At 65.6% G+C, this 20,012-nt stretch carries 15 protein-coding genes; 10 read left to right on the top strand and 5 right to left on the bottom strand.

Annotated features, from left to right (window positions below; all coding sequences use genetic code 11):
- Nucleotides 1-4: 4 nt before the first annotated feature.
- Nucleotides 5-1,156, bottom strand: a complete 1,152-nt coding sequence (locus tag KM031_RS04860) for a benzoate/H(+) symporter BenE family transporter (protein ID WP_215503421.1) — start codon at nt 1,154-1,156, stop codon at nt 5-7.
- A gap of 548 nt (nt 1,157-1,704) precedes the next feature.
- Nucleotides 1,705-1,920 carry a DUF1127 domain-containing protein gene (locus tag KM031_RS04855; RefSeq protein ID WP_215503420.1) on the bottom strand — a complete coding sequence of 72 codons (216 nt, stop codon included), beginning with the start codon at nt 1,918-1,920 and terminating at the stop codon, nt 1,705-1,707.
- Between the two features lie 269 nt (nt 1,921-2,189).
- Between KM031_RS04855 and KM031_RS04850 the strand changes: the two genes are divergently transcribed.
- The 8 genes from KM031_RS04850 to mraY all read left to right on the top strand — a co-directional run bounded on the left by KM031_RS04850 (nt 2,190) and on the right by mraY (nt 11,653).
- Nucleotides 2,190-3,263: an Mrp/NBP35 family ATP-binding protein gene (locus KM031_RS04850; RefSeq protein ID WP_215503419.1), complete on the top strand. Its 1,074-nt coding sequence runs from the start codon at nt 2,190-2,192 to the stop codon at nt 3,261-3,263.
- Between the two features lie 687 nt (nt 3,264-3,950).
- A complete protein-coding gene (mraZ, locus tag KM031_RS04845) occupies nt 3,951-4,478 on the top strand; it encodes a division/cell wall cluster transcriptional repressor MraZ (protein ID WP_215503418.1) in 528 nt (175 codons plus the stop codon).
- Nucleotides 4,479-4,481: 3 nt separating this feature from the next.
- Nucleotides 4,482-5,480, top strand: coding sequence for a 16S rRNA (cytosine(1402)-N(4))-methyltransferase RsmH (gene rsmH, locus KM031_RS04840; RefSeq protein WP_215503417.1), 999 nt, complete (start codon nt 4,482-4,484; stop codon nt 5,478-5,480).
- On the top strand, nt 5,480-5,827 hold the full coding sequence (ftsL, locus tag KM031_RS04835) for a cell division protein FtsL (RefSeq protein ID WP_215503416.1): 348 nt from the start codon (nt 5,480-5,482) through the stop codon (nt 5,825-5,827). The genes rsmH and ftsL overlap by 1 nt, the downstream gene beginning before the upstream one ends.
- A gap of 11 nt (nt 5,828-5,838) precedes the next feature.
- Nucleotides 5,839-7,629: a peptidoglycan D,D-transpeptidase FtsI family protein gene (locus KM031_RS04830; RefSeq protein WP_215503940.1), complete on the top strand. Its 1,791-nt coding sequence runs from the start codon at nt 5,839-5,841 to the stop codon at nt 7,627-7,629.
- Between the two features lie 15 nt (nt 7,630-7,644).
- Complete coding sequence (locus KM031_RS04825) at nt 7,645-9,126, top strand: UDP-N-acetylmuramoyl-L-alanyl-D-glutamate--2,6-diaminopimelate ligase (protein WP_215503415.1); 1,482 nt, start codon at nt 7,645-7,647, stop codon at nt 9,124-9,126.
- Nucleotides 9,126-10,571, top strand: coding sequence for a UDP-N-acetylmuramoyl-tripeptide--D-alanyl-D-alanine ligase (locus KM031_RS04820; protein ID WP_215503414.1), 1,446 nt, complete (start codon nt 9,126-9,128; stop codon nt 10,569-10,571). Before KM031_RS04825 ends, KM031_RS04820 begins: the two co-directional genes overlap by 1 nt.
- Nucleotides 10,571-11,653, top strand: coding sequence for a phospho-N-acetylmuramoyl-pentapeptide-transferase (gene mraY / locus KM031_RS04815; protein ID WP_215503413.1), 1,083 nt, complete (start codon nt 10,571-10,573; stop codon nt 11,651-11,653). The genes KM031_RS04820 and mraY overlap by 1 nt, the downstream gene beginning before the upstream one ends.
- 150 nt (nt 11,654-11,803) lie before the next feature.
- Here mraY and murD read toward each other — a convergent pair whose 3' ends face one another.
- From murD to carB, 3 genes are all read right to left on the bottom strand, one after another.
- Entirely contained in the window at nt 11,804-13,204 is a 1,401-nt protein-coding gene (gene murD / locus KM031_RS04810; protein ID WP_215503412.1) for a UDP-N-acetylmuramoyl-L-alanine--D-glutamate ligase, read from the bottom strand.
- An 87-nt stretch (nt 13,205-13,291) separates the two neighbouring features.
- Nucleotides 13,292-14,332, bottom strand: a complete 1,041-nt coding sequence (locus KM031_RS04805) for a fatty acid desaturase (RefSeq protein ID WP_215503411.1) — start codon at nt 14,330-14,332, stop codon at nt 13,292-13,294.
- 308 nt (nt 14,333-14,640) lie between these two features.
- Nucleotides 14,641-17,970: a carbamoyl-phosphate synthase large subunit gene (gene carB, locus KM031_RS04800; protein ID WP_215503410.1), complete on the bottom strand. Its 3,330-nt coding sequence runs from the start codon at nt 17,968-17,970 to the stop codon at nt 14,641-14,643.
- A gap of 224 nt (nt 17,971-18,194) precedes the next feature.
- On the opposite strand from carB, the gene KM031_RS04795 reads away from it, so the two are divergent.
- Both KM031_RS04795 and KM031_RS04790 read left to right on the top strand, forming a co-directional pair.
- Entirely contained in the window at nt 18,195-19,331 is a 1,137-nt protein-coding gene (locus KM031_RS04795; protein ID WP_215503409.1) for an aminodeoxychorismate synthase component I, read from the top strand.
- The gene (locus KM031_RS04790; RefSeq protein WP_246566782.1) at nt 19,289-19,912 is read left to right on the top strand and encodes an aminotransferase class IV family protein; all 624 of its coding nucleotides are present in this window, start codon (nt 19,289-19,291) and stop codon (nt 19,910-19,912) included. Before KM031_RS04795 ends, KM031_RS04790 begins: the two co-directional genes overlap by 43 nt.
- Nucleotides 19,913-20,012: the final 100 nt, after the last annotated feature.

Here is a 20,012-nt window from a genome sequence, read left to right as displayed (position 1 = left end):
GGCCTCACGCGGTGGGGCGGCGCAACTGCTCTGCCGCGTGAAAGGCCAGCCCGGCCAGCAAGCCCCAGAAGGCCGCGCCAATGCCAAGCGCAGGCGCGCCCGAGGCGGTGACGACCAGCGTGATCGCGGCTGCGAAGCGGGTTTCAGGGGCTTGAAACGCCGCCGTTGCCGCCCCCATGAACGGGCCAAGCAGCGCCAGCGCCACAATTGCGGTGATCAACTCGGGCGGCAGCGCCGCGAGCAGCGACAGGATCAGCGGCCCCAGCAAGCCCAGCCCCACCCAGATCGCGGCATAGACCAGACCCACCTGCCAGCGGCGGTTGCGGTCGGGATGCACGTCATCGCCGAGGCAAATGGCGGCTGTGATGGCGGCCATTGAAATCGTATGTGCCCCGAACAGCCCGATCAGCGCCGAAATCCCGCCCGTCACCGTCAGGCCCGCGCGCACCGGCGGCTCGTATCCCGCCGCGCGCAGGGTGGCGAAACCGGGCAGGTTCTGTGAGGCCATCGTCACAAGATACAGCGGCAGCGCCAACCCGATCAGCACCATCGGATCGAATTCGGGCCAGATGAACGTCAGCCGCGGCAGTGGCAGGCGCAGCGGCGGCAGCGTGGCAAGCCCGCTGGCAAAGGCCGCGGCCAGCCCCAGCGCAAGTGCGGCCAGAACGGCCAGCGCCGGATTGCGCAGCCGCACCAGCGCAAAGAGCCCGATCACCGGCAGAATCAGCGCCGGAATCCCTTGCGTCGCAGCAGGCAGCTTCAGGCAGAACGGCAGCAGCACCCCGGCCAACATTCCGGCGGCGATGCTGTCCGGGATGCGCGCCACCAGCCGCCCCAACGGTTTCAGCGTGCCGGTGAGCGCAATCAGCAGGCCGGTCAGCACAAAGGCCCCCACGGCTTGCGGCATCGTCACGCCTTCGGTGGCGGCAATCAGTGCGGCCCCGGGGGTGGACCAGGCCAGCACCACCGGCACCCGCGACGAGACGGACAGCAGCGCCGACCCCGCCGCCTTGCCCAGGCAGATGGCCAGCACCCAGGATCCGGTCTGCGCCGGGCTGGCCCCGACGGCGGCAGCGGCGGCCAGCACCAGGGCAATGGTGGAGCCATAGCCGACAAGGGCGGCAACAAGGGCGGCAGAAAACAGGGAGGCGCGCATGATCATTCCGGCAAGCTGCGAGTGCTGCGGACGATGCGCGCCGGGATCGGGGGATGCAAGGGGAGGATTTCAAACAAAAACGGCGACACCCAGGGAGGAGGAGGGGTGCCGCCGCTCTGTGAACAACCGCCCAGGGAGGAGGAGGGGCGGTTGCTATGGTTGCGGCACGCCCCAGGGAGGAGGAGGGGGCTACCGCCTGTCCCAAGGCCCAGGGAGGAGGAGGGGCCAAGGATCTCGTTTGGGCCAGATGGCCCGGAATGGATGCGGCGACCCCAGGGAGGAGGAGGGGGCCGCCGCGGAACCCTTGGCCCAGGGAGGAGGAGGGGCCGAGGATCTCGTTTGGGCCAGATGGCCCGGAAAGGGTGCGACGATCCCAGGGAGGAGGAGGGGACCGCCGCTTTTGCATCAGGCCCAGGGAGGAGGAGGGGCCGAGCAATGCGAAAGGAAGCAAGGGCTTCCGGTATAAAGGGCGACGGCACCAGGGAGGAGGAGAAGTGCCGCCGCTTTTGCTACAGGCCCCGGGAGGAGGTGGAGCCTCGCAAAGAAACTTATTTGCCGTAGGCCGCTTCGCGGGCCAGACGGGTGATCATGGAGCGATGGATGCCAAGATCGGCCAGCTCACGGGCCGAAAGCGCGTTCAGCTCCCGCACGGTCTGTTTGTAGATGGCGCGGCGGGCGATTGCCTGCTTCACACCGTCGAATGCAGCCGACAGACGGTCTGCAAAGCTCATTTGAGCAACGCGGGTGGAATTTACATATGCCATTTCATCAGCCTCAGGTTATCTCGTAAAGCGCGGTCTTTCGTGATCCCTTTCGGTCTCTGCCGTGCTGTTAGGGATAACATGGGCCAATTGCTGCACTTGCACAATCCCGCTCTGCTGCATTGCAGCTATGCGGGTGCCGCATGGCTGAGGATGAGGTTTTCCCTAACGTAAACAGGCGCTTCGCATGAATTTTGAGCAGTTGGTAAAGCAGACCTTGCTCTTCCATGCAAGCTGAACAAGGCTGCACGCCAAAATGCGGAGGATTTTGCATGGCTCTGTCACGAGAACAGGTTCTGGGCGCTTTGGCCCATATTGCGGTGCCGGGCGGCGGGGATCTTGTCTCGCGCGATTTGATTCGGGCGCTGCGGGTTGAAGGCGGTCTGATCAGCTTTGTGATCGAGGCACCGACGCCCGAGGATGCCCGTGCCTTTGGTCCGGTGCAGACGGCGGCCGAGGCGGCGCTGCGGGCGCTGCCGGGGGTCGACAAGGTGCAGGTGGTGATGACGGCGCATGGCCCCGCCGCAAAACCCGCTGCGCCAAGCCTGAAGATCGGCGGCCATGCCACACCGCATCAGGGCGGGCCGAAACGCGTCTCCGGCATCAACCACATTGTCGCCATCGGCTCGGGCAAGGGCGGGGTGGGCAAATCGACCGTCTCGTCCAACCTTGCGGTGGCCTTGGCCCGGCAGGGCCGACGGGTCGGCCTGCTGGATGCCGATATCTATGGCCCCAGCCAGCCGCGCATGATGGGGGTGAACAAGCGCCCCGCCTCGCCGGATGGCAAAACCATGATCCCGTTGCAGGCGCATGGGGTCACGGTCATGTCGATCGGTTTCATGCTGAAAGAGGACGAGGCGGTGGTCTGGCGCGGCCCGATGCTGATGGGCGCGCTGCAACAGCTCATCGAGCAGACGGCCTGGGGCGAGTTGGATGTGCTGCTGATCGACCTGCCGCCGGGCACCGGGGATATTCAGCTGACGCTGAGCCAGCGCTTTGCCGTCAGCGGCGCGATTGTGGTCAGCACGCCGCAGGATGTGGCGCTGCTGGATGCGCGCAAGGCGCTTGATATGTTCGTGAAGCTCAAGACGCCGGTGCTGGGCCTGATCGAAAACATGTCCTCTTATATATGCCCCAACTGCGGGCATGAGGCGCATATCTTCGGGCATGGCGGGGTGGCGGCGGATGCCAAGCGGCTGGGCTTGCCGTTTTTGGGGGAATTGCCGCTCGATCTTTCGGTGCGGTTGGCGGGCGATGCCGGAACCCCGATTGCCGCCGGAGACGGCCCGATTGCAGAGGCCTATGGCCGTCTCGCCCGCCGTCTGATTGACGGAGGCGTCGCCTGATCCCCGAACGGGATCGCATGGGACGCCACGGGGCACAGCGGCACACCGGTCCGGGATCGCATGGAATCTAACGGGACAGACGCACACGCCGAATCACCCGACCGTGACAAATCTGGGAAAACCTGGGGGAAACCCCGGGTTTTCTGCTTTTTCAGCACATTCCGGGGCTTGGCATAAAAACTTCATGTAGCCGCAGCCGAAAAATTCCGGGGCAGGTGGGATTTTCTGGCCCAGCTATATCTTGTGTCTCACGAAGTCGTGTTTCGCCAGAGTTAGCAGCGCCGCGCCAAAAACAGCCACTAGATGCTGTGTTTGAAGGCCCTGCTGCGCAAAATCTGCCCGGCTCTGCCCGAAGATTTCCATTGCTTCCCATGATTTCCCATGGCATCCCTTTGCTTACCGGATGACGGCGGGAATGAACACAAAGGGGCGCTAAAGACCCCACAGGCGATAAGCAGGTTTCATACAGGCCCCTCCCTCATCCCAATACGACCGGCGCGCGGGCGAGCAGACATCTCCCCCAGGTGGTTCGCGCAACCGGTACGACCCAGCGATGGGACAGTCGGCGGATCGAGCAGTGGCAGCCGCTCGATCCGCCGCTTTCGTTTCTGGGCCACACGAAAAGCGAATCATGCCGCAGCGACGAATCTGCGGCAACACAAAAAAGACCGTTAGGGACAGCAGGTCGTGTCAGAAGCATTCAGAGGCGAGTTCAACCAGAAGGTTGACGGAAAGGCGCGGGTCTCGATCCCTGCACCGTTCCGGCGCGTCCTCGAAGCGGGCGACCCCTCTTTCGGCGACGGCAACCGCCCGAAATTCGTGATGGTCTATGGTGGCGGCCCCGGTCGGCAATATGTGGAATGTTACACCATCGCCGAGATGAAACGGCTGGAAGCGCGGATCCGCCGCGTTGCTGCCGGTTCGCCGCAACGCCGCGCGCTGGAGCGCAACTTCATCACCCTGTCGCAGATCGTCGAGGTGGACGAGGATGGCCGCATCGTGCTGCCGCCCAAGGTGCGCGAAAAGATCGACCTGTCCGCCGATGTTCTGAAAGACGGGGCCGAGGCCACCTTTGCCGGGGCGCTGGAAACCTTCCAGATCTGGCAGCGTGACGCATATGAGGCGGAAATCGCCACCCAGCTGGAAGCTGATCTTGAAATCCTGCCGCTGGGGGCGGATCTTCTGTCGCTTCTGCCGCACGACCCGGAGGAATAGGCCGTGGCGCATCGCGATCCCGACCCTGATCGCCAACCGCACATCCCGGTGCTGCTGCGCCCGATCCTTGCTGCCTGTGCGCCCATCGAGGGCGTTTGGCTGGATGGCACCTTCGGGGCAGGGGGCTATACCAAGGGCCTGCTGGCCGCCGGGGCCGCGCAGGTGATCGGCGTGGACCGCGATCCGCTGGCCTTGCAGATGGCGCAGCCCTGGGCAGGTGCATATGGCGACCGCCTGCGCCTTGTCGCGGGCACGTTTTCGCTGCTGGATACCTATGCCGAAGGGCTGGACGGCGTGGTGCTGGATCTGGGCGTGTCGTCGATGCAGCTTGATCTGGCAGAGCGCGGCTTTTCGTTCCTGCGTGATGGTCCGCTGGACATGCGGATGAGCCAGGAGGGCGAAAGCGCCGCCGATCTGGTGAACACCGCCGAAGAAGGCGCGCTGGCGGATATTCTCTATGTTTACGGCGAAGAACGCGCCTCGCGCCGGATTGCCCGCGCCATCGTGAAAGCGCGCGAGCAAGAGCCGATCACCGGTACCTTGCGGCTGGCCGAGATCGTGGCGGGCTGTCTGCCGCGCCCGAAACCCGGCCAGAGCCACCCGGCGACGCGCAGCTTTCAGGCGATCCGCATCGCGGTAAACACCGAATTTTCCGAACTGGCCGAAGGGCTTGCTGCGGCAGAGCGTGCCTTGCGCCCCGGTGGCAAGCTGGCTGTGGTGACGTTCCACAGCCTTGAGGACCGCATCGCCAAGCGGTTCTTTCAATTGCGTTCGGGCCATGATTCAAACGCCAACCGCTATGCCCCGGCCAAGGCTGACACGACCCCGAGCTTCACTCTGACCACGCGCCGCGCCATCGCGCCCGATGACGAGGAACTGGCGCAGAACCCGCGTGCCCGCTCTGCCAAGCTGCGGATCGGCATCCGCACCACCGCCCCGGCCCAGCCGCTTGATCTTGCGGCGCTGGATGTGCCGATGATCCGCCAGAAAGGACGCCGTTGATGCGCGCACTTGCCTATCTGCTGACGTTTCTTGCCGTGATCGGCCTAGGGTTCTGGGCCTATTCCGAAAATTACGCCACGCAGCAGGCCCTGAAAGACGTATCGCGGCTGAACTCCGAAATCGCGGATCTGCGCGAGGCCCTGTCGATCCAGCGTGCGGAATGGGCCTATCTCAACCGCCCGGACCGGCTGCGCGAATTGTCGACCATCAACTTTGACCGCCTCGGCCTGCTGCCGCTGGAGCCCGAACAGTTCGGGCAGGCCAGCCAGGTGTCCTATCCCGCGCCCAAGCTGCCTGAGATTTCGCAACCTGTCGATGTGATCGGCGATCAGGAGCCTTTCCCGTGACCGAACCTCCCATGACCCGCACCCCCCTTCGCCCGCTGGCCCGCATCCTGCAAGCCCGCGCGGCCGGGGAAAACCCCGACACGATCGAGCGCGAGAATATCCGCCTCCGTCACGAAGCGATGCGCGACAAGGCCCGCCACCGTGCCGAGGGGCGGCTTTTGTTCATGGGGCTGGCGTTTTTCATGGCCTTTACCGTGATCGGCGCGCGCATGGGTCTGCTGGCCGCCGCCGAACCGATGGAGCCGCGCTCTGCCGCGCCGGGTGCTGCCATTCTGGCGCAGCGCGCCGATATCACCGACCGCAATGGCCGGGTTATGGCCACCAATCTGGTGACCCATGCGCTTTATGCGCAGCCGAAAGACATGGTTGATCCGGCCCGTGTGGCCAAGGAACTGGCGGTCATCTTCCCCGATCTGAAGGAAGAAGACCTCAAGCGCCGCCTGACCGATGGCCGCAGCTTCCTGTGGATCAAGAAGAAACTCTCGCCCGAACAGATGCAGAAAGTGCACGAGATCGGCGACCCCGGCCTGTTGTTCGGTCCGCGCGAGATGCGCCTTTACCCGAACGGGCGGCTGGCCGCGCATATTCTGGGCGGCGCCTCCTTCGGGGCGGAAGGTGTGCACAGCGCCGAGGTGATCGGCACGGCGGGCATCGAAAAGGCGCTGGATGCGCGGCTGCGCGATCCGGCGCAGGTGGCCGAGCCGGTGGCCCTGTCCATTGACATGACGGTGCAGGCGACCGTGACCGAAGTGCTGGACGCCGGCATGAAGATGATGAACGCCAAAGGCGCTGCCGCGATCCTGCTGGATGTGCGCACCGGCGAGATCATCAGCCTTGTCTCCTTGCCGGATTTTGATCCCAATGACCGGCCCAACCCGCTGGTCAAGGGCGATCCGGGCGACAGCCCGCTGTTCAACCGCGCGGTGCAGGGCGTGTATGAGCTTGGCTCCACCTTCAAGATCTTTGCAGCGGCACAGGCGATGGAACTGGGGCTGGTGAACCCGGAATCCATGGTCGATGCCAATGCGCCGATGGTCTGGGGCAAGCACCGCATCAAGGAATTTCAGGGCAAGAATTACGGCCCGCTGTTGTCGGTCACCGATGTCATCGTGAAATCGTCGAACGTCGGCACAGCGCATATCGCGCTGTTGATCGGCGGGCTGCGGCAGCAGGCCTTCTTCAAGACGCTGGGCTTTTTTGACGCGACCCCGCTGGAGCTGATTGAGGCGCCCGGGGCGAAACCGCTGATTCCCGCGAAATGGCCCGATATCGTGACCATCACCGCCAGCTATGGCCACGGCATGAGCGCCAGCCCGATGCACCTCGCCTCGGCCTATGCCGCGATTGCAAATGGCGGCATCGCGGTGAAACCCACCCTGCTGCGCCGTTCGACCGCGCCGGAAGGTGTGCGGGTGCTGTCGGAACCCGTGTCGGATGCGGCCGTGTCGATGCTGCGGCAGGTGGTGACACGCGGCACCGCCTCTTATGCCAATGTGCCGGGCTATGCCATTGGCGGCAAGACCGGCACCGCCGACAAGCCCAAGAGAACAGGCGGTTATTACAAGGACAAGGTGATCAACACCTTTGCGGGCACCTTCCCGGCCAATGACCCACGCTATGTGATCATCGTCACGCTGGACGAGCCGGTGGATACCTCTGGCCCCGAGCCGCGCCGGACGGCGGGCTATACCGCCGTGCCGATTGCCGCCGAGGTGGTGCGCCGCGCCGCGCCGTTGCTGGGTCTGCGACCCGAGATTGAACTTCCCATGCCGGATGCGCTAACAGCCGTCGTTCATAACTGAGGCGAGAGGCGCGCAATGGCAGAACGTAACGCAACGCTGGCAGAGCTGGGACTGACCGCCAAAAGCGGGCGCGAGGCCAGCATCACCGGGCTTGCCGTGGACAGCCGGGCCGTCAAGCCCGGCTTCCTGTTTGCGGCGCTGCCGGGCAGCAAGGTGCATGGCGGCGAGTTCATCCAATATGCGCTGCGCATGGGCGCGGGGGCGATCCTGACCGATGCCGAAGGCGCGCGGATTGCGGCAGCCGAACTGGCCGCCAGCGGTGCGGCGCTCGTTGTGGCCTCGGACCCGCGCGAGGCGCTGGCCTGTGCGGCAGCGCTGTGGTTCGGGGCACAGCCCGACTGCATGGTTGCCGTCACCGGCACCAATGGCAAGACCAGCGTTGCCACCTTTACCCGGCAGATCTGGATGGCGCTTGGCCATGCTGCGATCAATATCGGCACCACCGGGGTCGAAGGGGCCTGGGCCGCGCCCTCGGCGCATACCACACCGGATCCGATCACCCTGCATGCGATGCTGGCTCAGGCCGCTGGCGCAGGTGTGACCCATGCCGCGATGGAGGCCTCCAGCCACGGGCTCGATCAGCACCGCATGGATGGGGTGCGGCTGCGGGCCGGGGGCTTTACCAATTTCACCCAGGACCATCTGGATTATCACGGCACGTTCGAGGCCTATTTCACCGCCAAGGCCGGCCTGTTCGACCGTGTTCTGCCGCCCGATGCGGCGGCGGTGATCAACATGAACGACGCCAAAGGCGCGGATATGGCGGCGCTTGCGCGGGCCAAGGGGCAGCGGGTGATCACGGTCGGCCATGATGCGGGCAATGATCTGTGCATCGCAGCACAGCGGTTCGATGCCAGCGGGCAGGATGTGCGTTATCTGTGGCAGGGGGCGCCGCATCAGGTGCGGCTCAATCTGATCGGCGGCTTTCAGGCCGAAAACGTCGCACTGGCGGCGGGCCTCGTGATCGGGGCGGGCGAAGCGGCAGCGGATGTGTTCCGCGCCTTGCCGCAGCTCAGCGGTGTGCGCGGGCGGATGCAACTGGCCGCGACGCGCACCAACGGGGCGTCGGTCTTTGTCGATTACGCGCATACGCCGGATGCCATTGCCACGGCGCTGAAGGCGCTGCGCCCGCATGTGATGGGGCGGCTGATCGTGGTCTTTGGCGCGGGCGGCGACCGTGACCGGACCAAACGCCCGCTGATGGGGGCGGCGGCGCAGGCCCATGCCGATGTGCTGTTCGTCACCGATGACAACCCGCGATCCGAAGACCCCGCCGCGATCCGCGCCGAGGTGATGGCCGCCTGCCCCGAAGCCAATGAGGTGGGCGACCGCGCCGAGGCGATCCTGCGCGGCGTCGATGCCTTGCAGCCGGGCGATGCGCTGCTGGTCGCAGGCAAGGGCCATGAAAGCGGGCAGGTGATCAAGGGTGACATCTTCCCTTTCGATGATGTGGAACAGGCCTCGATTGCCGTGGCCGCACTGGATGGGGTGATCTGATGGCGCCGCTCTGGACCTCTGAGGACGCCTGCGCCGCCACGGGCGGGCACAGCGCGGTGACATGGCAGGCCAGCGGCGTGTCGATCGACACCCGCACCCTGCAACCCGGCGATCTGTTCGTGGCGCTGAAGGATGTGCGCGACGGGCATGAGTTTGTGGCGGCGGCCTTGGCCAAGGGGGCTGCGGCGGCACTGGTGTCGCATGTGCCCGACGGCGTGGCCGCCGATGCGCCGCTGCTGATCGTGCCGGAAGTATTGCAGGGGCTGGAGGCGCTGGGGCGGGCCGCGCGTGCCCGGACGCAGGCCAAGGTGATCGGCGTCACCGGCTCGGTCGGCAAGACCTCGACCAAGGAAATGCTGCGCAGCCTGCTGGGGGGGCAGGGTCGTGTCCATGCGGCAGAGGCAAGCTACAACAACCACTGGGGTGTGCCGCTGACACTGGCACGGATGCCTGTGGCGACCGATTTCGCGGTGATCGAGATCGGCATGAACCACCCCGGCGAGATTGCGCCGCTGGCGCGCATGGCCGATCTGGATGTGGCGCTGATCACCACGGTGGCGGCGGCGCATCTGTTTGCCTTTGCCGATGTGACCGAGATTGCCGCCGAAAAGGCCGCGATCTGCGACGGGCTGCGCCCCGGTGGCACCGCGATCCTGCCCGCCGATCTGGCCGTGACGCCGCTGCTGCTGGCGAAGGCACAGGCGGTCGGCGCCCGGGTTCTGACCTTTGGCGACAGCGCCGGGGCCGATTACCGGTTGATACAGGCGCAGCTGACCCCCGATGCCACGGTGGCGCAGGCGGTTCACGCGGGCAACCGCCGCCTGTTCCGGGTGCAATCACCGGGCCGTCATTTTGCCGTCAATGCGCTGGCTGTGCTGGCGGTGGGCGATGCGCTGGGGCTGGATCCGACCATTGCCGCGCATGATCTGGGCCGCTGGCAGCCGCCTGCCGGGCGCGGGATGCGCGAGCGCATCCATCTGGACGCGGTAGAGGACATCGGGTTCGAGCTGATCGACGACGCGTTCAACGCCAACCCGGCCTCGATGGCCGCAAGCCTTGACGTGCTGGCGATCATGCCGCCGCGCGACGGGGTAGGGCGCATCGAAAAGGGCCGCCGCATCGCCATTCTGGGCGATATGCTGGAACTGGGCGACACCGAACTGGCCCTGCACGCCGAGATTGCCCGCCACCCGGCCATGGCGCAGATTGCGCTGGTCCATTGCGTCGGCCCGCGGATGCGGGCGCTGCACATGGCGCTGCCCGAACGGCAGCGCGGCGAATGGGTGGAAACGGCCGCCGAACTGGTGCATCGCGCGCATCTGCTGGTGGATGCGGGCGATGTCGCGCTCGTGAAGGGATCGAAAGGCATCAAGGTCAGCCTGATCGTTGACGCCCTGCGCAAATTGGGGCAACCCGGCGCGCAGAAAACCAAAGGGACAGAGTAATGCTGTATCTGCTCACAGAATTCTCCGATGGCGGGGATGTGTTCAACCTGTTCCGCTATATCACCTTCCGCGCGGGCGCGGCCTTTGCCACGGCGCTGATCTTCGGCTTCCTGTTCGGGCGGCCCCTGATCAACCTGCTGCGCCGCAAGCAGGGCAAGGGCCAGCCGATCCGCGATGATGGCCCGGCCACGCATTTTGCCAAGGCGGGCACGCCCACGATGGGCGGGCTGTTGATCCTGTCGGCGCTGCTGGTCTCGACCCTGCTCTGGGCGCGGCTGGACAACCCCTATGTCTGGATCGTGCTCTTGGTGACGGTGGGTTTTGGCCTGATCGGCTTTGCCGATGATTATGCCAAGGTCACCAAGCAGAACACCAAGGGTGTTTCGGGCCGGGTGCGCATGGGGCTGGGCCTGATCATTGCGGCGCTGGCGGCCTATGCGGCGGCGCGCTTTCATCCCGAACCGCTGACCAATCAGCTGGCCTTGCCGCTGTTCAAGGATGCGCTGATCAATCTGGGCATCCTGTTCGTGCCCTTTGGCATGATCGTGATCGTGGGGGCCGCCAATGCGGTGAACCTGACCGACGGTCTGGACGGGCTGGCAATCATGCCGGTGATGATCGCGGCAGGCACGCTGGGCACGATTGCCTATGTGGTGGGCAACTTCAACTTCACCGAATATCTGGGCGTGCATTTCGTGCCGGGCACGGGGGAGTTGCTGATCTTCGCCTCGGCGCTGTTCGGCGGGGGGCTGGGCTTCCTGTGGTACAACGCCCCGCCGGCCGCCGTTTTCATGGGCGATACCGGCAGTCTGGCGCTGGGGGGCGCGCTGGGGGCGATTGCGGTCTGCACCAAACATGAAATCGTGCTGGCCATCGTCGGCGGGCTGTTCGTGGTCGAGGCGCTGTCAGTGATCATTCAGGTGCTCTATTTCAAGCGCACCGGGCGGCGGGTGTTCCTGATGGCACCGATCCATCACCATTTCGAGAAGAAGGGCTGGGCCGAACCGCAGATCGTGATCCGGTTCTGGATCATCTCGCTGATCCTTGCGCTGATTGGTCTGGCGACGCTGAAGGTGCGCTGACCGGGCAGTCTGCGCATCGCTACAGCGGTGATTTGAAGGAGCGGGGCCCAGTGGGCCCCGCATTGCTTTTGCCTCGGGCCCCCGCCTTGCGGCGGCCCCCCTCAGGGGCCTCCGGCGGGAGTATTTGGGCAAATTGCAAATGGCAGAAGGTCAGCCCAGCAGGGCTTTGACCCGTGCGGTGAAATCCTCGCCGCGTTTTTCGAAATTCGGATATTGGTCAAAGCTGGCAGCGGCTGGGGCCAGCAGCACCACCTCGCCGGGCTCGGCCTCGGCGGCGGCCTGTGCCACGGCCTGCGCCATGGTTTCGCAGATCTCGGCGGGCACGGTGCCAAGTTGCAACGCGAAATCGCGGGCGGAATGGCCGATGAGATAGGCCTTCACCACCGACCCCAGATGCGGCCCGAGGGCGGCTATGCCGCCGTCCTTGCCCATGCCGCCTGCGATCCAGCGGATCTTGGGGAAGGCTTGCAGCGCCTTGGCCGCCGCATCGACATTGGTGGCCTTGCTGTCATTGATGAAGCGCACGCCACCCCGTTCGCCCACCAGTTGGCTGCGGTGGGGCAGGCCCGCGAAGGCGTGGAAGGCCTGTTCGATCAGTTTCGGGGCCACCCCCAGCGCGCGGCAGGCAGCATAGGCGGCGCAGGCGTTCTGGTGGTTATGGGCACCGGGCAGGCCTGCCACAGTGCGCAGATCCAGGCTCGCCATCTGTTTGCCCTTGCGCCATTCGGACAAGAAGCCCTTGCGGGCAAAGACAGACCAGCCGAAACCCTCGAGCTTGCTGCCCGAGGAGATGCGGATCACCCGGTCATCCGCCGGACCTTCGCCCATCTGATTGGCGAGATACTGGCCTTCGGGCTCGTCCATGCCGATCACCGCGCGGTCGGGGCCACCTTCGGCAAACAGCCGCCGCTTGGCCGCGAAATAGCCGCCCATGCCATTGTGCCGGTCCAGATGATCGGGTGACAGATTGGTGAACACTGCCACATCCGGGGTCAGGGCACGCGCCAGATCGGTCTGATAGCTGGAAAGCTCCAGCACGATCACCTCGCCATCCTGCGGCGGGTCGATGTCGAGCACGCCGCGCCCGATATTGCCCGCCATCTGGGTGGGCCGTCCGGCGACCTGGAGGATATGGTGGATCAGCGCCGTGGTGGTGGATTTACCGTTGGAGCCGGTGACGCAGACCACGCGCGGGGCGGTGTCGAAATCGCCCCAGACCTCGGTTGCGAAGCTGCGGAAGAACAGGCCGATGTCATTGTCGACCGGGATGCCGAGCGCCATCGCCCGGGCAATCACCTTGTTGGGGCTTGGGTAAAGGTGCGGGATGCCCGGAGAGGTGATCAGGCAGGCCACGCCGTCCATCGCGCCATGGCGCAGCAGGTCGGTGCAGGTAAAGCCTTCGGCTTCGGCCTTGCCGCGCGCCTCGGCGCTGTCATCCCAGAGCAGCGGCTCTGCGCCACCTGCCACCAGCGCCCGTGCGGTGGCCAGACCTGAGCGGCCCAGCCCCAGAACCGCAACCTTTTGTCCTGCAAAACCCTGCACCGGAATCATCTGCTACCCCATGTCCTTGTTGCTGCGCAGAATGGGCGCGCGTTGCGGCAGCTGCAAGCCGGGTTGTCCCTTGCGCCCGAAGGGGTCTCAGGCGACGCCGTAAAGGCTGCGCACCTCGCGGAAGGACAGCAGGCGGCCCAGCTTTTCGTCCCACAGGTGCATATTGACCGAGCGCAGGCTTTCCAGCGGGGTCAGGCGCTGTGCCTCGGCCAGTTCGGCATAATCGCGCAGGATTTCCGGCAGGCGGTAGAAGGGGATCCGGCTGTAGAGGTGGTGCACATGGTGGATGCCGATATTCGCGGACAGCCAGCGCAGCGGTTGCGGCAGCACATAATGCGACGATCCAGCCAGCGCCGCCTCGTGCAGCTGCCAGTCATCGCCCTTCGCCCAATGGGTTTCTTCGAACTGGTGCTGCACATAGAACAGCCAGACGCCAATGGTGCCCGCGATCATCGAGGTGGGCAGATAGATCAGCAGCAGCGGCATCAGCCCGCCGAGCCAGATCATCAGCCCCAGAATGATGGCCAGCACCGCATTGGTGCCCATGGCCGACAGCCAGTAGCGCCAGCCCGAGGTCATCAGACCGAGCGGCAGCCGGTTCTGCAGGATGAACAGATAGCTTGGTCCCAGCACGAACAGCACCAGCGGGTTGCGGTAGAGCCGGTACATCAGGCGGCCAAAGCGGCCCCGGGCGCGGTATTCCTCGACCGTGAGGGTCAGCACATCGCCGATCCCGCGCTGATCGAGATTGCCATGCTGGGCATGATGGATGGAATGGGTGCGCCGCCAGACATCATAGGGGGTCAGCGTCAGCACGCCCAGGCAGCGGCCCACCCAATCCTGCACCGTCCGGCTTTTGAAGAACGAGCCATGGCCGCAATCGTGCTGGATGCAGAACAGGCGCACCAGAAACAGGCCATTCAGAACTGCGATGCCGAGGGTTAGCCAATAGCTGATCATCATCGACAGCCAGGCCAGCGTCCAGAGCAGCAGGAAGGGCACCACCGTGGCCACCAGTTCCAGGATGCTGCGCCGGGTGGAGGGTTCGCGGTATTTCGCAAGAACCTGAACCCAATCCTTTGCCTGACGCACGCGCCCGGCGGGTGCCGTTTCCGATGATGTCTTCATATGCAACCTGACGCCCTTGTCTGAGATCTGCCGCGGCGGCTTGTTCTGGCGCTCTCCCCTGTGCTGCGCTGTTTAGGGCGTGGCGGGTGTTTGGGCAAGGCACTGTTGCGGGCCTGTGGTGGCGCTGCGGCCCGATACAGGCGGAAAAGGGCTGTGGGGCAGGGGCGTCGGGCGATAAATCCGGGCAGAATGGCGCTGCGGCAGCGGCAGGCGCGGGCGGCGGACTGCCGCAGGGGGCGGAGTGCGGCGATTTGTCCACAAGGCCCGCCGCGGGGTGCGACGGGTCTTGCAAGGTCTTGGACGGGCGGTCAGCCTTGCAGCGTGCGCACGCCATAGCCTTCGCCGCGCGCCTTCATGGCGGCGACGGCGGCAATGCTGGCCGCAGCGGTGGTGAAGTAGGGGATCTTGTCCATCAGCGCGACGCGGCGGATGTCGCGGCTGTCGGTCACGGCTTGATTGCCTTCGGTCGTGTTCATCACCAGCGCGATATCGCCATTCTTCAGCGCGTCCACGATGTTCGGGCGGCCTTCATAGACCTTGTTCACCGTGCTGGCCTTGATGCCAAGCCCGGTCAGCCAGCTGGCGGTGCCGCGCGTTGCGGTGATGTCAAAGCCCATGGCGATCAGGTCGCGGGCGGCTTCGGCCAGCGCTTCGGTCTTGTCCATGTCCTTCACCGACAGGAACACCCGGCCGGTTTCCGGCAGGGTCATGCCCGCGCCCATCTGCGCCTTGAGGAAGGCCAGCGCGAAGGTGCGGTCCCAGCCCATCACCTCGCCGGTGGAGCGCATTTCCGGGCCAAGCAGCGGATCGACGCCGGGGAAGCGGGCGAAGGGCAGCACCGCCTCTTTCACGCTGAACCAGGGCGTGATCGGATTGGCCAGCGTGAAGGCATCGGCCAGCGGCAGCGGCGTGTCGGGGCCGACGCCCTGCGCATAGGGGGCGCGTTCGGGGAAGTTCGACAGCGGCTCGCCGGCCATCAGGCGGGCGGCAATCGCGGCAATCGCGCTGTCGGTCGCCTTGGCCACGAAGGGCACGGTGCGGCTGGCGCGCGGGTTCACCTCCAGCACGAAGATCACGCCGTCCTTGATGGCGAATTGCACGTTCATCAGCCCGACCACATGCAGCGCGCGGGCCATCAGCACGGTCTGGCGCTTCAGCTCTTCGACGGTTTCTGCCGACAGGCTGTGCGGCGGCAGGCAGCAGGCGCTGTCGCCCGAATGCACGCCCGCTTCTTCGATATGTTCCATGATGCCGGCCACATGCACGGCCTCGCCATCACAGAGCGCATCGACATCCACCTCGATGGCGCCGGAGAGATAGCTGTCCAGCAGCACCGGGCTGTCGCCCGAGACCTGCACGGCGGTGCGGATATAGCGTTCCAGCTGGGTATCGTCGCGCACGATTTCCATGGCGCGGCCGCCCAGCACGAAGGACGGGCGGATCACCAGCGGATAGCCGACCTGCGCCGCAATACCGAACGCCTCATCGCGCGAGCGGGCCGTGCCGTTCACCGGCTGTTTCAGGCCCAGATCGTTCAGCAGTTTCTGGAACCGCTCGCGGTCCTCGGCCAGATCAATCGCATCCGGCGTGGTGCCAAGGATCGGGATGCCTTCTTCATGTAGCGCATTGGCCAGTTTCAGCGGGGTCTGGCCGCCGAATTGGACGATCACGCCATGCAGGGTGCCGTTTTCCTGCTCCACCCGCAGGATTTCCAGCACATGTTCCAGCGTCAGCGGTTCGAAATACAGCCGGTCCGAGGTGTCATAGTCGGTCGACACGGTTTCCGGGTTGCAGTTGACCATGATGGTCTCATAACCCGCCGCCGTCAGCGCGTAGCAGGCATGGCAGCAGCAATAGTCGAATTCGATACCTTGCCCGATCCGGTTCGGGCCGCCGCCAAGGATGACGACTTTCTTGGCGGTCGAGGGGCGGGATTCACATTCCACATCACCCATCGCCGGGGCTTCATAGGTGGAATACATATAGGGGGTCTGCGCCTCGAACTCGGCCGCACAGGTGTCGATGCGTTTGAACACCGCCTTCACGCCCAGATTGCGGCGGGCGCGGCGCACCTGCGCCTCGTCCCGTCCGGTCAGCTTGGCCAGACGGGCATCGGTGAAGCCCAGCATTTTCAGATCGCGCAGGCCTTCGGCGGTGACGGGCAGGCCGGATTTGCGGATCTCGGCCTCGGCCTCGATGATCTCGCGGATACGCGCGAGGAACCACGGGTCAAAGGCGGTGGCCTGATTGATGTCGGCATCCGAAAGCCCGTGGCGCATCGCCTGGGCAATCACACGGATCCGGTCAGGGGTTTGCAGGGACAGCGCCTTGAAGATCGCCGCGCGGTCCGGTGCGCCGACAATCTCGATCTCGTCAAAGCCGCTCAGCCCGGTTTCCAGGCTGGCCAGCGCCTTTTGCAGCGATTCGTGGATGGTGCGGCCAATCGCCATCACCTCGCCCACCGATTTCATCGCGGTGGTCAGATGGGGTTCCGAGCCGGGGAATTTTTCAAACGCAAAGCGCGGGATCTTGGTGACAACATAGTCGATCGACGGCTCGAACGAGGCGGGGGTGACTTTGGTGATGTCATTGTCCAACTCGTCGAGCGTATAGCCCACCGCCAGTTTCGCCGCAATTTTCGCAATCGGGAAGCCGGTTGCCTTGGAGGCCAGCGCCGAAGACCGCGACACGCGCGGGTTCATCTCGATCACCACCATGCGGCCATCGGCGGGGTTGATCGCCCATTGCACGTTTGACCCGCCGGTTTCCACGCCGATCTCGCGCAGCACGGCGATGGAGCCGTTGCGCATGATCTGATATTCCTTGTCGGTCAGCGTCAGGGCCGGGGCCACGGTGATGCTGTCGCCGGTATGCACGCCCATCGGGTCGATGTTTTCAATGGCGCAGACGATGATGGCGTTATCCGCTTTGTCGCGGACCACCTCCATCTCGTATTCCTTCCAGCCCAGCAGCGATTCATCGACCAGGATCTGTGCCATGGGCGAGGCTTCCAGCCCCGACCGGCAGATCGCCTCGTAATCGTCGCGGTTATAGGCCACGCCGCCGCCGGTGCCGCCAAGCGTGAAGGCGGGGCGGATGATGGCGGGCAGGCCCACATATTCCAGCGCGCGCATGGCTTCGGCCACGCCCGAGGCGATGTCATATTTGCCCGAGGCAAGCTTGGGGGCCGCGATGATGGTGGCCTTGGGGTTTTCAAGCCCGATGCGGTCCATCGCCTCGCGGAACAGCTTACGGTCCTCGGCCATTTCGATGGCGTCGCGGTTGGCACCGATCAGCTGCACATTGAACTTTTCCAGCACGCCCATATCGGCCAGCGCCAGCGCGGTGTTCAGCCCGGTCTGGCCCCCCATGGTGGGCAGCAGCGCGTCGGGGCGCTCTTTTTCAATGATCTTGGCCACCACTTCGGGGGTGATCGGTTCGATGTAGGTGGCGTCGGCCAGACCCGGATCCGTCATGATCGTGGCGGGGTTGGAGTTGACCAGCACAACCCGGTACCCTTCCTCGCGCAGCGCCTTGCAGGCCTGTGCGCCGGAATAGTCGAACTCGCAGGCCTGCCCGATGACAATAGGGCCCGCGCCGATGATCATGATGGAGGAGATATCGGTTCTTTTCGGCATGGCGGACCCCGTGTGTACGTCGTGTGTGCGTGCAGGCCGCAACCCGTCTGGGCGGCGGCAATCTGGATTCGATGGCGAAGCGCAAATTGACGGCGTTATAATCAGGACGCACCGGGGCGCAAGGGCGAATGACGGCTTGCCGCGCCGACGCGCCGCCTGTGGGCTGGCAGGGGACGGGGGGCGATGCTAGATCAGGGGCAGAAACCAGATCGGAGCGTGCTGCGGTGATCCTGCTTGAACATGGCCCTTCGGGGCGGCCTGCGCTGTTCGATGCCCCGCGTGAGGTGGTGGTGGCCGAGGCCGCCGACGCGGTGCTGCCCGCGCTGGCCCGGCTGGATGCGGCCCGCGCAGCCGGGGCCTGGGTGGCGGGCTATGTCAGTTATGAAGCGGGCTATGCGCTGGAGGACAAGCTGGCCGCACTGATGCCGGCGGAGCGGGCGCATCCGCTGCTGGCCTTTGGCATCTATGACGCGCCGCAGGATGCGGCGGCGGCCCTGGCCACGGCGGCAGCGGCGGCCCCCGGCGTTTATCTGGCCCCCTTGCAGCCGATGGTCAGCCGCGACGCTTATGGGGCGGCCTTCGAGACGGTGGCCGCCTATATCGCCGCCGGGGACTGTTATCAGATCAACCTCACCTTTCCGATGCAGACCTCGCTGACCGGCACGCCGCTGGGTCTTTATGGCGCGCTGCGGGCGCGGCAAAGCGTGGGACTGGGGGCCTATCTGGATCTCGGCACCGGGCCGGTGATCGTGTCGCGCAGCCCCGAGCTGTTCTTCAGTTGTTCGGCTGCGGGTCGGATCGAGGCGCGGCCGATGAAGGGCACCGCCCCGCGCGGGGCCGATCCGCAAGAGGATGCCGAGCTTGCGGCAGAGCTCTATCACTCGGAAAAGACCCGCGCCGAGAACCTGATGATCGTGGATCTGTTGCGCAATGACATCTCGCGGCTGGCCGAAGTCGGCTCGGTCCGGGTGCCGGAGCTGTTCGCGGTTGAGGCCTTTGCCACACTGCATCAGATGAGCAGCCGTGTTGTCGGGCAGTTGCTGGAACCGCCGGCGATGGCGCGGCTGATGCCCGCGCTGTTCCCCTGCGGCTCGATCACCGGCGCGCCGAAGATCCGCGCGATGGAGATCATCCGCGAGGTCGAGCCGCATCCGCGCGGCGTTTATTGCGGCGCAATCGGCTGGATGGGGCCGGACGGGGCCTCGGCCTTCAATGTGGGGATCCGCACGCTGTCGATCACCGGCAGCCAAGTGGTGCTGAATGTCGGCGGCGGCGTTGTCTATGACAGCACCGCCTCGGGCGAATGGGAGGAAGCGCATTGGAAAGCACGCTATGCGGCGGGGCTGACCCGGTCCGCCTGATCGAAACCCTGCTGTGGGATGGTACGGCCTATCCCCGGCTGGGGGGGCATCTGGCGCGGCTGTCGGCCTCGGCGCGGCGGCTGGGCTTTGCTTGTGATATGACGACGGTGCGCGCCGCCCTGCCTGCGCCCGAATGCGCGGCGCGGGTGCGGCTGACGCTGGGCGCTGCGGGCGATGTGGCAGTGACGGCGGCGGCCCTGCCTGCGGCGCAGCCGGTCTGGCGTCTGGCACTGGCGCAGGCGGTGCTGACCCCGGATGATCCCTGGTTGGCCGTGAAATCCACCCGCCGCGCGGTCTATGACAGCGCCCGCGCCGCCTTGCCCGAGGGGGTGGAGGAGTTGATCTTCCGCAATACCCGGGACGAGATTTGTGAAGGCACGATCACCAATATCTTCTTTGACCGGGGACAGGGGCTCTGCACCCCGCCCCTTGCCTGCGGATTGCTGCCCGGTGTGCTGCGGGCCGAGATGATCGCGCAGGGCTGCCGCGAGGCGGTGCTGCGCGCCGAGGATCTGGGGCAGGTGCGGCTCTGGGTCGGCAATGCGCTGCGCGGGCGCATGGAGGCGCGCTGGCTGGGCTGACGCGAACCACTAAGGACGCGAGCCACTAAGGCGGTGGGGTTGACTTGAGGCTTGCCCCGGTGTGTATCGGCGCATCAGGATTTGAAGCCTCGGGAAGGGG

Origin of the sequence: Gemmobacter fulvus (genome assembly GCF_018798885.1) — a bacterium.
GTDB classification, from domain to species: domain Bacteria; phylum Pseudomonadota; class Alphaproteobacteria; order Rhodobacterales; family Rhodobacteraceae; genus Gemmobacter; species Gemmobacter fulvus.
Note: the sequence above shows the minus strand (reverse complement) of the source record. Positions and strands in the feature narration are given on the sequence as shown.